Source organism: Falsiroseomonas algicola (assembly GCF_011040385.1).
Classification (GTDB): domain Bacteria; phylum Pseudomonadota; class Alphaproteobacteria; order Acetobacterales; family Acetobacteraceae; genus Falsiroseomonas; species Falsiroseomonas algicola.
Map to the genome: position 1 here is coordinate 76,569 of NZ_JAAIKB010000002.1, position 13,811 is coordinate 90,379.

11 protein-coding genes are annotated in these 13,811 nt (G+C 71.3%); all 11 read right to left on the minus strand.

The window, feature by feature from the left end; all coding sequences use genetic code 11:
• Positions 1-7 precede the first annotated feature (7 nt).
• On the minus strand, positions 8-967 hold the full coding sequence (locus G3576_RS05715; protein ID WP_164693394.1) for a bifunctional helix-turn-helix transcriptional regulator/GNAT family N-acetyltransferase: 960 nt from the start codon (positions 965-967) through the stop codon (positions 8-10).
• A 37-nt stretch (positions 968-1,004) separates the two neighbouring features.
• Positions 1,005-2,069: a sn-glycerol-3-phosphate ABC transporter ATP-binding protein UgpC gene (ugpC, locus tag G3576_RS05720; RefSeq protein ID WP_164693395.1), complete on the minus strand. Its 1,065-nt coding sequence runs from the start codon at positions 2,067-2,069 to the stop codon at positions 1,005-1,007.
• Entirely contained in the window at positions 2,069-2,965 is an 897-nt protein-coding gene (ugpE, locus tag G3576_RS05725) for a sn-glycerol-3-phosphate ABC transporter permease UgpE (RefSeq protein ID WP_164693396.1), read from the minus strand. The genes ugpC and ugpE overlap by 1 nt, the downstream gene beginning before the upstream one ends.
• A gap of 160 nt (positions 2,966-3,125) precedes the next feature.
• Entirely contained in the window at positions 3,126-4,007 is an 882-nt protein-coding gene (gene ugpA, locus G3576_RS05730; protein ID WP_164693397.1) for a sn-glycerol-3-phosphate ABC transporter permease UgpA, read from the minus strand.
• 83 nt (positions 4,008-4,090) lie between these two features.
• Entirely contained in the window at positions 4,091-5,437 is a 1,347-nt protein-coding gene (gene ugpB, locus G3576_RS05735) for a sn-glycerol-3-phosphate ABC transporter substrate-binding protein UgpB (protein ID WP_164693398.1), read from the minus strand.
• Between the two features lie 101 nt (positions 5,438-5,538).
• Positions 5,539-6,738 carry an FAD-dependent oxidoreductase gene (locus G3576_RS05740; protein ID WP_164693399.1) on the minus strand — a complete coding sequence of 400 codons (1,200 nt, stop codon included), beginning with the start codon at positions 6,736-6,738 and terminating at the stop codon, positions 5,539-5,541.
• Positions 6,739-6,763: 25 nt separating this feature from the next.
• A complete protein-coding gene (locus G3576_RS05745) occupies positions 6,764-8,116 on the minus strand; it encodes an HlyD family type I secretion periplasmic adaptor subunit (protein ID WP_164693401.1) in 1,353 nt (450 codons plus the stop codon).
• The gene (locus G3576_RS05750) at positions 8,113-9,798 is read right to left on the minus strand and encodes an ATP-binding cassette domain-containing protein (protein ID WP_164693402.1); all 1,686 of its coding nucleotides are present in this window, start codon (positions 9,796-9,798) and stop codon (positions 8,113-8,115) included. The genes G3576_RS05745 and G3576_RS05750 overlap by 4 nt, the downstream gene beginning before the upstream one ends.
• Complete coding sequence (locus G3576_RS05755; protein ID WP_164693403.1) at positions 9,795-11,534, minus strand: ATP-binding cassette domain-containing protein; 1,740 nt, start codon at positions 11,532-11,534, stop codon at positions 9,795-9,797. Before G3576_RS05755 ends, G3576_RS05750 begins: the two co-directional genes overlap by 4 nt.
• Positions 11,534-12,196 (minus strand): hypothetical protein, encoded by a 663-nt coding sequence (locus tag G3576_RS05760; RefSeq protein ID WP_164693404.1) that lies wholly within the window; start codon positions 12,194-12,196, stop codon positions 11,534-11,536. Before G3576_RS05760 ends, G3576_RS05755 begins: the two co-directional genes overlap by 1 nt.
• Positions 12,197-12,206: 10 nt before the next feature.
• Complete coding sequence (locus tag G3576_RS05765; RefSeq protein WP_164693405.1) at positions 12,207-13,529, minus strand: glycosyltransferase family 4 protein; 1,323 nt, start codon at positions 13,527-13,529, stop codon at positions 12,207-12,209.
• Positions 13,530-13,811 lie beyond the last annotated feature (282 nt).

The following is a 13,811-nucleotide window of genomic DNA, read 5'->3' on the forward strand; positions in this document are numbered from 1 at the left end:
CCAGAGTCTAGCCCGGCAATGGTTGAGCGGCCATCACCGACCCGTGCCCGAGATCGAGGCCCCACACCTCCGACACCAGGTCCTGCCCGAAGGCGTGGCCCGGCGTGGCCTCCACCAGGCGGAATCCGGCGCGGGCGTAGAGGCGCCGCGCCGCGACCAGGATCGACTGGGTCCAGAGCGTGACGCGCCGGTAGCCCCGCGCGCGGGCGAAGGCGATGCAGGCCTCCACCAGCGCCGCGCCGATCCCGGCGCCGCGGGCGGAGGGCTCGACATAGACCAGCCGGATCTTCGCCGTGTCCGCGTCCTGCTGCACGAGGAAGGCGGAGCCCATGACGGCGCCGCCCTGTTCCGCGATCCAGCAGCCCTCGCGATCCGGATCGAAGTCCCGGATGAAGCCGGCGGCGATCTCCGCCACCAGCGCCTCGAAGGTCGCGTCGAAGCCGTATTCGGCGGCGTAGAGCGCGCCATGGCGGCTGACGACATGGCCGATGTCGCCAGGCCGCGGCGGCCGCAGCAGGAAGGGCGCGGGGGCGCCACCCAGCAGGCGCTCCGCCGTGCCGAGTGCCGCGACCAGCCGGTCCCGGTCATCGGGGGAGAGACCCGCGACCAGGCCCGCCACCTCCGCCCTCGACTGCCCATCGATGGTGGCGAAGGCCGCCTGGCCGGCCGCCGTCAGGCTGAGCAGGGACGACCGCGCATCGCCGGGGTCGGGCCGGCGGGCGATCAGGCCGCGCTCCTCCAGCCCCTTCACCAGGCGGCTGAGGTAGCCGGCATCGAGGCCGAGTTCGGCGGCAAGCCGACCGGGTGCGGCCGTGCCGCGATCCGCCAGCTCCCAGACCAGCCGACCCTCCGGCAGGCTCAGGCTGGTGCCGAGGTAGCGTTCATGCAGCAGCCCGATGCGCCGCGTGTAGAAGCGGCTGAAGCGGCGGATGGCGGCGACGGGATCAGCAGCGGGAGCATCGGACATGCCCCCACCGTATCGAAATACTTGCTTTTGGCAAGTATCAGCCGCCGAGCCTGACCCCCGCCGCATCGAAGACGTGGAAGGCGGCGGCGGGCAGCGCGAGCGGCAGCACCGCGCCGATGTCGCCGGCCGCGAGCGGGAGGCGCGCCACCAGCCCCTCGCCACCCGGCAGGTGGCCATGGATCACCGTCTCGGAGCCCAGCGGTTCCACCAGATCCACGGTCAGCGGCAGGCCGTCCGGGCTCACCGCCACATGCTCCGGCCGGATGCCGATGGTAAGCGCGGTGCCATCCGCGCCGGCGCGCGGGCCATCGGCGAAGGCGATGGTCGGGCCTGCCTTGAGCGTGGCGGCCGTTCCGCCCGCCGCCAGCGTGGCGTTGAGAAAGTTCATCGCCGGTGACCCGATGAAGCCCGCGACGTAGGTATCGGCCGGCCTTCCCCAGACCTCCATGGGGGAGGCCACCTGCGCGGCGCGGCCGGCATGCATGACGACCAGGCGGTCGCCCAGCGTCATCGCCTCCACCTGGTCATGCGTGACGAAGAGGCTGGTGACGCCGAGGCGCATCTGCAGGCGCCGGATCTCGGCCCGCATCTGCACGCGGAGCTTGGCGTCGAGGTTGGAGAGCGGTTCGTCGAAGAGGAAGAGCTTGGGCTCCCGCACCACCGCGCGGCCCATCGCCACGCGCTGACGCTGGCCGCCCGAAAGCTGGCGCGGCTTGCGTTCCAGCAGAGGCCCGATCTCCAGCATCTCCGCGGCTTCCGCGACGCGCCGCTTGATCTCCGCCATCGGCATGCCGCGGATCTTCAGGCCATAGGCCATGTTCTCGAAGACCGACATGTGCGGGTAGAGCGCGTAGTTCTGGAACACCATGGCGATGTCGCGATCCGCCGGCTCCAGCGCCGTCACGTCCCGGCCATCGATGCGCACGATGCCGGAGGAGGGCGTCTCCAGCCCCGCCACGATGCGCAGCAGGGTGGACTTGCCGCAGCCGGAGGCGCCGACGACGACGATCATCTCGCCATCCGCGACCTCGAGGTCGATGCCGTGCAGCACCTGGGTGCTGCCGAACTGCTTGCGGACGGCGGAAAGGGTGAGGGTGGCCATTACTTTTCCGTCTCCGTCAGGCCCTTGACGAACCAGCGTTGCATGAAGACCACGACGGCCACGGGCGGCAGCATGGCCAGCACCGCGGTCGCCATGATGATGTTCCACTCGTTCTGGCTGTCGGAGGTGCCGATCATCTTCGACATGCCGACCACCACCGTCTCCAGGTCCTTGTCGGAGACGATGAGCAGCGGCCAGAGATACTGGTTCCAGCCATAGATGAAGAGGATGACGAAGAGGGCGGCGATGTTCGTCACCGACAGCGGCATCACCACATCCTTGAAGAAGCGGAGCGGCCCGGCACCGTCGATCTTCGCGGCTTCCACGTATTCGTCGGGGATCGTCAGGAAGAACTGGCGGAACAGCAGCGTCGCGGTGGCGGAGGCGACGAGCGGCACGACAAGCCCCGCCATGGTGTTGATGAGGCCGAGATTCACCATCACCTCGAAGGTCGGGATGATGCGGACCTCGACCGGCAGCATGAGGGTGATGAAGATCAGCCAGAAGGCCACCATGCGGCCGGGGAAGCTGAAGAACACCACGGCATAGGCGGAGAGGAGGGAGATCACGATCTTCCCGACCGCGATCATCACCGCCATGTTGAGGCTGTTCCACAGCATCAGCCAGGCGGGCACCTGCCCGGTGGTGCGCACCGCGCTGCCGCCGGTGGTCCAGGCACTGATGTAGTTGGTGATGGCCTGCGCGCCGAACCACAGCGGCACGTCGCCGCGGCCGATCGTGTTGGCGTCATGGCTCGACCCCACCAGCGTCAGCCAGATCGGGAAGGCGAAGACCAGCACGCCCAGCGCCAGCACGATATGCGCCAGCAGGCGGGAGCGCGCCTGGCGACGCGCGGTCGCGCGGGCGAGGGCGGCGTCATCCGCGGCGGTCAGCATGGCAATATCCCATCAAGGCGAGTAGCGCCGGCACGCCGCACTTCAGGCGTGCCGAGGCCGCGAACGCGGCCCGCGCACAAACCAGCAGCGCCGCCTGCCTGAACAGTGGCCTGCGCGAAGCCAAGCGGCCGGAGGCCGCGCCCGGCGTTTGAGGGCATGATCAATAATGCACCTTCCGCTCGACGAAGCGGAACTGCACCGCCGTCAGGCCGATCACGATCGCCATCAGGATCACGCTCTGCGCGGCGGAGGCGCCGAAGTTCAGGTTCTGCACGCCATCCACATAGACCTTGTAGATCAGCGTGGAGGTCGCCTGGCCCGGGCCGCCCTTGGTCAGCGCATGGATCGTGCCGAAGGTGTCGAAGAAGGCGTAGACGATGTTGACCACCAGCAGGAAGAAGGAGGTCGGCGCCAGCAGCGGGAAGATGATGGTCCAGAAGCGGCGGAAGGGGCGCGCGCCATCGATGGCGGCGGCTTCCAGCACGGCGCGGGGGATGGATTGCAGCCCCGCCAGGAAGAAGATGAAGTTGTAGGAGACCTGCTTCCACGCCGCGGCGAGGATCACCAGCAGCATCGCCTGGTTGCCGTTCACCTGGTAGTCCCAGCGGATGCCGATGCCGTTCAGCGCGCGGCCGAAAAGGCCGATCTGCGGATGGAACATGAACAGCCACAGCACGGCGGCCACCGCGGGCGCCACGGCATAGGGCCAGATCAGCAGCGTCTTGTAGGCATCCGCGCCGCGGATCGCCTTGTCCGCCTGCACCGCCAGGAACAGCGCGACGCCGAGCGCGCCGATGGCGACGGAGGAGGAGAAGACGACCGTGTTCCACCCCGCTGCGAGGTAGTTCGGGTCCGCCAGCACGTCGCGGAAATTCTCAAGCCCGACGAAATCGCGCGACAGGCCGAAGGCGTCCTCCCGCAGGAAGGAGCCGTAGATCGCCTGGCCGGCGGGCCAGAAGAAGAAGACCCCGGTGATGACGAGCTGCGGCAGCAGCAGCAGCCAGGGCAGGGCGATGCCCTTGAAGATCACCTTCTTGCGCAAGCCGCGCCTCCCGCCGTGCCAGGGTCCATCAACAAGAAGGGGGCGGGCACGCTGCCCGCCCCCGCCAGCTCACGCCGGGGGCGTCAGCCGCCGCGGTTCTGCCGTTCGAAGTTGCGCAGCACGACGTTGCCGCGCTGCACCGCATTGTTCAGCGCCTGCTCGCCGGTCTGCTGGCCCTGGAAGGCGCGCTCCATCTCCTCCTGGATGATGGTGCGGATCTCGACGAAGCCGCCGAGGCGGATGCCCATCGAGTTCTCCGTCATCTGCCCGCCACCGCGCAGCATCTGCTGGATGGGGACGTCGGCGCCGGCGTTTCGCGGCTCGTTGTAGAAGCCGCTGGCGCGGACGCGCTCATAGGCCGTGCGCGTCACCGGCAGGAAGCCCGTGTCGGTGTGCCACTTGGCCGCCACTTCCGGGCGCGCGAGATGCGCGAAGAAGGCGGCGATGCCCTGCAGCTCCGCCTGGCTGCGCGGCGCGTTCGGGCCGCGGTTCATCACCCAGAAGCTGGCGCCGCCGATGATGGAGTTGATCGGCGTCGTGCCCTGGTAGACCGGCAGCATGCCGACGCCCCACTGGAACTGCGCTTCCCGCTGGATGCGCGCGCGCAGGCCGGAGGAGGCGAAGATCATCGCGCATTCGCCATTCGGGAACAGCGCGTCGCCGGCGCCGTCACGCCCGCCATAGCGGAACAGGCCCTCGCGCTGCCAGGCGACGAGGTTGTTCATGTGGCGCGTCATCAGTGGGTTGTTGATGCGGAGCTCCGCATTCAGCCCGCCCATGCCGTTGCCCTGGCTGGCAAGGGGGATGTTGTGGATGGCGCTGAACTGCTCGACCATCAGCCAGGTCGGCCAGGCGGTGGTCATCGGGCAGGCATGGCCGGCGCCCTTCAGCGCGCGGGCCGCGGCCTCCACGCCCTCCCAGGTCTCCGGGAAGGCATCCGGGTTCAGGTTGGCGCGGCGGAAGGCGTCCTTGTTGTAGAAGACGACGGCGGTCGAGCTGTTGAAGGGCATCGACATCATGCGGCCGTCCTGCAGGCTGTAGTAGCCGCGGACACCAGGCAGGTAGTCCTGGAAGTCGATTCGCGTATTGGTCTCGGCCAGCAACTCGTGCACCGGCTTGATGGCGCGGCCCGCGGCCATCATCGTGCCCGTGCCCACCTCGAACATCTGCACGATGCCCGGCGCCTGGCCGGCGCGGAAGGCGGCGATCGCGGCCACCATCGTCTCCGGGTAGGAGCCGCGGAAGGTCGCCTGGATGCGGTACTGGCTCTGGCTGGCGTTGAAGTCGGCGGCGATCTGCTCGAGCATCCCGCCCAGGGGCTGGGTCAGGCCGTGCCAGAACTGGATTTCCGTTTGGGCCTGCGCCTGGGCAGGAAGCCCGAGGCTGGCGGCGAGCGCGAAGGCGCCCGCCATGGCGGTGCGGCGGAACATGGTGTCACTCTCCCCGTGAAACGTTGACGGCGGGCACGTAGACGGCCCGCGTTGCAGCTGTTTTACAGTTATATGACAGCCCGGTGAAGGGGTTGCGGCGCCTACTCGACCGCCGCCGCCCGCAGCCCCGCGATCATCGAGGATTTGAGCAGGTGGTCCCGCGCGCGCACGGGGTCGCCCGCAACGGCCTGGAGGTCCGCCAGCAGGGCGGCGCGCTTCGCCGGATCCTGTTCCCGCATCCGGGCCCGGTTGCGGTCGGCCTGGGCGATGATCTCCCGCTTCGCGATGGGCTGCCGGCGGCGGGTGTAGCGGTCGAGCAGCGAATCGGGCGCTTCCCGCCGCAGCACCGGCAGCAGGGTCGCGGCCAGTTCCATCGCGTCATGGATGCCGCCATTCATGCCCATGCCGCCCGACGGGCTGTTCAGATGCGCGGCATCGCCGGCCAGCAGCAGGCGGCCGACCCGGTAGGTCTCCACGATCCGCTGGTGGATGCGGTAGGGGCGGAGGTCCGGGACATCGTAGTCGCCGGATTTCGGGTGTATGGCCTGGAGCTTGCGCTGGATCGCGTCGGGCTCCAGCGCCTGCTCGATCGTCTCGCCGGGCGCGGGGTAGAGGCTGGCGCGCCATTTCCCGGGCACGCGCAGCAGGCTGAAGGTGCCGCTGAAGGCCGGGTGCTGCGTCCAGATGTAGTTGACGTTGGACAGGCCGTCGAAGACCTCGTGGAAGGGGAAGGTGGTGGTCGCGAGGATGGTGGTCTCGGGGTAGGTGTCGCCGGGGAAGTCGATCCCCATGGCCTGGCGCACCGCGCTGCGCGCGCCGTCGCAGCCCACGGCGTAGGGCACGCGGAGCGGCTCGAAGCCGCTGCCCGTCAGCGTCACGCCATCCGCTTCCTGCGCCACGCCTTCCACCTTGCAGCCGAAGCGGATCTCGACCGCGCCGGCATGCTCGGCGGCGAGCTTCGCCAGGATGAGGCGGGAGAGCTTCCACTGCTCCGCCTGCAGCCGGTAGGGATGGGCGGTGTCGTCCTTCAGGACGGAGAGGTCGAAGACCGCGCGCGCGCCATCCTCATGCCGGCGGATCTGCCAGGTCGGCGTCACCAGCCCCTGCGCGATCAGCGGCTGGGCCAGTCCCAGTTCATCCAGCATGTCGAGCGATGGCGGGTGGAAGGTGCTGGCGCGCAGCGCCTCGCTGATATCGGCCTCCGCTTCCAGCACGATGGAGGGGACACCGAGGGTGGCCAGGCGAAGGGCGAGGACGAGGCCGACCGGCCCGGCCCCCACGATGGCAATGCGGTCTTTCATGGGGGCGCAGACTGCCCCGGGCTCCTCAATCCCGCAACGCGCGGCGGAGCGAGTCGCGGATCGGCGAGACCATGTAGGCGAGCGCGCTCCGCGTCTCCCCCAGCACGAAGAGCTCGATCGGCATGCCCGCCTGCAATTGCAGCCCGGGGATGGCGGCGAGCTCGCTCGGGTTGATCTCCGCCCGCGCCAGGAAGAACTGGTTGCCCTGCTGGTCCGTCTGCTGGTCGGCGGAGACGTAGGTGAGGCGGCCCGCCAGCAGCGGCGTGGTGCGCTGCCGGAGCGCGGAGAGGCGCACATTCACGCGGCTGCCGACCTGCAGCTGCTCGACATCCGTCGGCAGCACCTTCGCCTCGATCACCAGCCGGTCATCCAGCGGCAGCAGGTCCAGCACGGGCACGCCGTCGCTGATGCTGCTGCCCGGCGTCACGAAGCGGATGTCGGTGACGATGCCAGGCTCCGGCGCCACCAGGTCGCGGCGGCTGCGGATGTTCTCGGCAGCCAGCACGCGCTGCTCGGCATCGATCAGCTGCTGCTGGTTGTCCTGCAACTCGCGGGCGATGTCCTGGGCGCGGGTCAGTCGGAAGGTCGCCATCTCCGCCTCCGCCTGGGCGATCGCCTGGCGGAACTGGGCTTCCTGCGCCGCCAGCGACCCGGCGGTGCCGACCAGCTCCGCCTCCATCCGCTCCAGCTCCCTGACGCGGCTCATCAGCGCGAAGCCCTGCTGCGCCAGCGGCCGCTGGCCCGCGAGGTCGGTGCGGACGGAGCCGATGCGGCTGGCGACCGAGGTTCGCTGCGCGGCCGTCGCCTGCAACTGCTCCCGCTGCACCGCGACCCGCCGCTCATAGACCGCGAGGTTGCTGTCATAGGCCTGCCAGCGCGCGGTGAAGAGCCGCTGTTCGGAGGCGATGATATTGGCCAGCCCCGGGTCGCGCTGCGCCGCGCGCAGGATGTCCGGGGGCGCCACGAAGCGGCGTTCATCCTGCTGTTCGGCGCGCAGCCTTTCGACCCGCACCGCGAGCGCCCGCGCCTGGGCGCGGGCCTGCGCCGCGGCCGCTTCCGCCGTGGTGGGGTCGAGGCGCATGAGCACCGTGCCCGCCTGCACGCGCTCCCCCTCCCGCACCAGCAATTGCTGCAGGATGCCGGGCTCGCTCAGCAGGATGGATTTGCGCCGCCCCTCCGCCACCAGCGATCCGCGCGCGACCACGGCGCGCTCGATCGGCGTGATGGCGGCCCAGAGCAGCAGGCCGCCGAAGCCCACGAAGAGCAGCAGCAGCGCGGCCAGGCCGATGCGCCGCACGCTCGGCATCCGCGCGGCCTGGTCGGCCTCCGCGAAGCTCAGCGGGATGGATTTCGGGCCGGAAAGCCGTGCCGTGCTCATGCGCTGCGTGCCGCCGGCTGGTCCGGCGCCTCCACCGTCCAGGCGCCGCGCGGGGCGAGGCGCAGCAGCTGGTCCACCTGGCCGCGCCAGAGGCCGGGATCATGGCTGACGACGAGGCAGGCGGCGCCCTGCGCCCGAGCGGCCTGGACGGCGGCCAGAACGGCCTCCCGCCCCTGCTTGTCGAGCCCCGCCTCGGGCTCGTCCAGCACCAGCAGGGCCGGGTTGCCGTAGAAGGCGCGGGCCAGGCCCACCATCCGCTTCTGGCCCATGGAGAGCCCCGCGGTGGGCCCGGCTTCCGTGGCATAGCCCAGCGGCAGGCGCCCGATCATGTCATGCGCCCCGGCCATGCGCGCCGCGGCGACGACGGCTTCCGCATCCTCCGGCCCGAAACGGCCGATGTTCCGCAGCACGCTGCCATCCAGCAGCTGCACATCCTGCGGCAGGTAGCCGATGCGGGGGCCGATCACCTCCCGCGCCACGTGCCGCGTATCCTGCCCCTCCAGCACCGCGCTGCCGGAATCGGGTTCCATCAGGCCGAGCGCCAGGCGGAGAAGGGAGGACTTGCCCGTTCCGTTGGGGCCGAGCACCAGGGTGATGGTCCCGGGCGGGCAATAGACGGTGGTGCCCTCCAGCACCGGCCGCGTGCCCTCCGGCGGCGTCCAGGTGATGTCGCGCAGCCAGAGGCCGGGCGGCCCCTCGGCGGCGGGCGGCGTGGGCGCGGGCGCCGCGTGGTCCGCGAACAATTCCTGCAGCCGCCGCCAGGCCAGCGCCGCCAACGCCCAGTCGCGCCAGGACAGCACGACGCGCGCGATGGGGGAGGTAGCGGAATTGGCCAGCATGGTCGCCGCGATGATGCTGCCCGGCGAGACCTGGTGGTGCGTCGCCAGGATCACGCCCGCCACCACGACCGTCCCCTGCGCGAAGTAGGAGGAGAATTCGGTGATGCCGCGCACCGCCCGCGCCCGGGCCTGCGCCTGGTCGCCCTCCGCCAGCGCCGCGGCCTGCGCCGGTTCCCAGCGCCGCACCACCGGGCCCAGCATGCCGAGCCCTTCCAGCATGTCGGATTGCCGCAGCCGGCCCTGCAACTCGGCCGAGGTCTTCACCTGGCGGTCGGAGGCGCTGCGCATCATGCCGCGCGTCGTCCGGTCCAGCACCACGCCCAGCACGCCGATGGTGAGGCAGGCGATGAAGGCGATGGTCGCGTAGACCGGGTGCAGCATCCACAGCACCAGCAGCCCGATCGGCGTCGCCGTCATGTCGAAGAGATCGGCGATGGTGCCGCCGCCGAGGAAGCGGCGCAGCTCCGCCGTATCCTGAAGCGCGGCCAGGCCCGGGCGGCGGCTGCCGGCCAGCGCGCTGCGCACCGCGGCTTCCAGCGCCTCCACCGTCAGGCGCCTTGCCAGGCTTTCGGCGAGCGCCGCCATCAGCATCGCGCGCACCGCCCGCATCACGCCGCCCATCACCAGCGCGACGAAGAAGGCCAGCGCCAGCACCGTCAGCGTGTCGAGGTTGCCGCCCTCGATGACGCCATCGAAGATGTGCATGGTCAGCAGCGGCATGCCGAGCAGGCAGGCCTGGCGCGCGACCGAAAGGCCGAAGGCGGTGCCGAGCACGCCGCTGAAGGCCGGCGCGCGGGCCAGCGCCTGGGCGATATCGCCCGCCACGCTGCCGGCGCGGATCACGCGGCTTCCCCCGCAGGGCGGCGCGGCGCCGGGCCGGCGATGGCGGGGGTGAGCGGGGCAGGGGCCAGCTGCCCGCCACGCAGCACCAGCACGCGGTCCGCCGCCGCCAGCAGCGCCGGGCGGTGGGAGGTGAAGAGGATGCCCATGCCCTCGGCCGTCAGGCGCCGGATCAGGCGGACCAGGCGCTGCTCGCCCTCCGCATCCAGGAAGGCGGCGGGCTCATCCATCACCAGGAGCTTCGGCCGGCCATAGAGCGCGCGGGCCAGCGCCACGCGCTGCCGCTGGCCGGCGGAAAGCGGGCCCTCCGCCCGGATCGGCGTGGCGTAGCCCATCGGCAGCCCTGCGATCATGGCCGCCGCATCGGCCAGCCGCGCCGCTTCCATCACCGCCTGCATGTCCGGCGCGGCAAGCCGCGCGATCGCCTCCGCCACCGTGCCGTCGGTCAGCAGCGGGTCCTGCGGCAGGTAGCCGACATGGCGGGCGAAATCCTCCCGCTGCCATTGGCTGGTGGATTGGCCATCCAGGAAGCAGCCGCCGGCGGAGGGCTTCACCATGCCGACGGCGATGCGCAGCAGCGTCGTCTTGCCCGCGCCCGCGGTGCCGGAGATGGCGACCGCGCGTCCGGGCTCCACCACCAGCTGCACGTCCCGCAGCAGGGCGCGGGGGGCGCCGCGATGGGCGAAGCTGACGCGTTCCATCACTAGCCGCCCCTCCCGGCAGGGGAAGGCGATGGCGTTGTCCGGCCCGCGATCGGCGCGCGACAGGCCCTGCAGGCGCTGCCAGGCGGCGAGCGCATCGGCCCAGTCGGTGACGGCCCCGCCCAGCCGGGTGAAGGGGCCCAGGATCTGCGACATGGTCAGCATGCAGACCAGCGCCCCCATGCCGATATTGGCACCGTTCGCTGCCAGCACCGTGCCCAGCACCAGCGCGCCGCCGGTGCCGATGCCCGATACGGTCGCCAGAGCCGCGCCGATCCAGCGCCCGGCATTCTGCGCCCCTCGCAGCGCCGTCGCACTCTCCTCCATCCGCGCTTCCCAGCTTGTGGCCAGCGCCTGGCGCATCCCCATCGCCTCCACGGATTCGGCGCAGCGCATCGCATCCGCCACCAGCCCGCTGGTCTGCGCATGGGCGTCGTTGGAGGCGATGAGCGCGCGGCGCGTCAGCCTCTCGCCGACCAGGGAGAGGATCGCGGCGATGAGGCAGAGCGCGAGGGCGAAGACGGCAAAGGCCCAGTGGAAGTAGAGCAGCAGCAGGATCAGCAGCGGCACGATCACCGCATCCACCACGCCGGTCAGCACCGGGCCGGCGACGTTGCGGCGCAGCTCCTCCACATCCCGCAGCGCCTGGCCGGCGCTGATGTCGGACCGGCCGGGCTGCTGCGCCGCCGCCATCACCAGCGGCGCCGCCATGCGCCGCGCCAAGCGGTGGGAGACGGCGAGCAGCCCGACCTCCCGCAGCTGGTCCAGCGCCACATTCATGGCGATGGCGATGCAGAGCAGGATGGCAAGGCCCGACAGCGTCCAGGGATTCCCCGTGGGCAGCACCACCTGCCAGATCATCATCTTGCTGACGGTGACGCCGAACCCCGCCAGCGCCAGCACGATGCCGAGCCAGAGGGTGAAACGCATGGCGACACCCATTTCCGCCCGCGCCACCTCCATCACGCCGCGCGCGGCGAGCGGCGCGGCGCCCGGCACGGGGGCCGCCGAGGGGCCGGGCAGGCGCCGCATGGCCATCAGAGCGCCAGGATCAGCGCGAAGGCGGTCAGCGCCCCGAAGCTGGTCAGGCCGAGCAGCGCCATCAGCACGACCTGCCAGGTATCCGGGCCGGACCGGCCCGCGCGCGGCGCCGGCGTTTCCGCCTGCAAGGCGGCGAGCCGTTCATCCAGCCGCGCCACCCAGGCCTCCAGCACCGCGATGCGCTGCTCCGCATCCTCCGGCATCGTGGCCGTGGCTTCGGCCGGCGCGCGGGCGGCGACTTCCTGCAACCGCTGTTCCAGCGCGCGCTGGCCGGCGACCAGCTGCTCGATCGCCTTGATGACCTGCGGGCTGGCGGGCGGCGGCACGGCGGGCGCGGCGGCGCGCGCTTCCGGCGGCGGCGGACGGCGGAAGAGCTGGAGCGGCGTCTCGCCCCCCTCGGCGCCACGCGCCACCACCGAAAGCTCCGACCGGCGTTCGGCCCAGGCGGGCTTGAGGGGGAAGCGGAAGCCGTGGAAGGCATCGCCGATGCCCGCCCGCACGAGATCCGTCCGGTGCCGGTCCGCGACCGTCGTCGCGACGGCCTGGCCATCCAGCCGCAGCTCGACGATCACGCGTTCGGTCGGATGCGCGGGCTCGAAGGCCCAGCCATCGATCTGGTTGCCGGTCAGGCCATCGATGAAGCCGCGGATCTCCGGCACGGCGCGGGTTTCAGCCTGCCCGGACAAGCGCCTCGCCCCCCGCCTTGCGTCGCGGCGCCAGGGTCACGGCCTGCGGCGGTGGGGGCGCCGCCGCGGCCGGCGGGGCCAGCAGGCGGCGATACAGCGCCAGATGCTCGGCCGCCGCCTGGTCGATCAGCCGCGGCGGCGTGATGCCAGCCACGAGTCTCTCCCACAGCCCCGGCTCCTCCGCCGCACGACGCATCACGGCAGCGAGGCCCGTCGCATCGCCGATCGGGAAGTGCAGCCCATCCACGCCGTCCCGCACCGCTTCCGCCATGCCGCCGACGCCGCCGCAGATCACGGGGCGGCCGTGCCGGAAGGCCTCCATGGCGACCAGCGGCGCATTCTCCCACCAGATGGAGGGCATGATCACCCAATCCACCGCCGCCATGCGCGAAGGCATGTCCTGCGCGGTGTAGAGGCCGTGGTGCCGCGCATCCGGCGCCGCTTCCAGCGCCGCCTTGAACTCGCCCAGGAATTCGTCGGGCTGCCAGGCGGTCCCGCCATGCAGGGCCAGGTCGTGCGCCACGCCCTGTCGCGACAGCCGGGCGGAAGCGCCAAGCGCCACCATGGACCCCTTGAAGCGGTTGATGTGGCCGAAGAAGCCGAAGCGGTCACGTCGCCCCTCCGGCGCCGCGCGATGCGGCGCGGCCGGGCCCAGCGCGATGCCGTTGCGCAGCACCTCGATCCGCGCGGGGTCCCAGCCTGCCTCGATGAAGCGGCCGCGCAGGAATTCGGACGGCGAGAGGATGAGGTCCACGCCCGCGAAGGCGCCGCGCACGCCGAGCTCCCGCAGCACCAGGTCCGTCCCGCCGCGCCCCGGGAAGCAGCGGCGGCAGCCATCGGGCGAGGGGCCCGGGCAGAGCCGCCCATCCACCGTCAGCAGCTGGCCTTCCTGCGGGCAGATCGCGAAGAAGTCGTGCAGCGTGACGACGATCTTCGCCTTCGGTGCGACGCGCCGGACGAGGTCCAGCGTCTCCAGCCCGAAATAGAGCAGATGGTGGAAGTGGATGATGTCGGGCTGGAAGCCCGCGACGAAGGGGCCGAGTTCCTGCAGCCCCCAGGTATCCAGCTGCGCCAGGTGGAAGCGGTCGAAATGGCTGAGCCAGACCAGCATCTCATCGGCCTGCCGCCCCGCGGCCTGGAACAGCGTGCCGGGGCGGCGTTCGCGGTGCTGGCCGGTGACGGCGCCGAGGAACAGCCCCTCCACCCCATGCCGGTCGCGCAGTTCGCGGAAGAGCCCCCGCGCCACCACCTCGGTGCCGCCGGGCTGCAGGTCGGGGTGGTTATGGCAGAAGACGAGCAGGCGCATGGTTCGGGGACGCTAGCACCTTCGGTGGATCAGCAGGCGAGGCTCTTCGCCCCGATGCCGCAAAAACATGTCCGCGGGAAGGGGGATACGACAATCGACGCCCGTCCGGGTTGTTCCGGGCGTAGCGAGACCAACGGCATCAATGCGTGACCTGCGGCCGGCGAAGCCGGCCGAGGCCGCGAATGCGGCCCGCCGCTTGTGCGGCGAGCCAAGCGCGCGGAGCGCGCGCCCGTCACGCCGCAGGCGTGCCTTGGGCACGACGCCTGAGGTCAAAAAAAATCA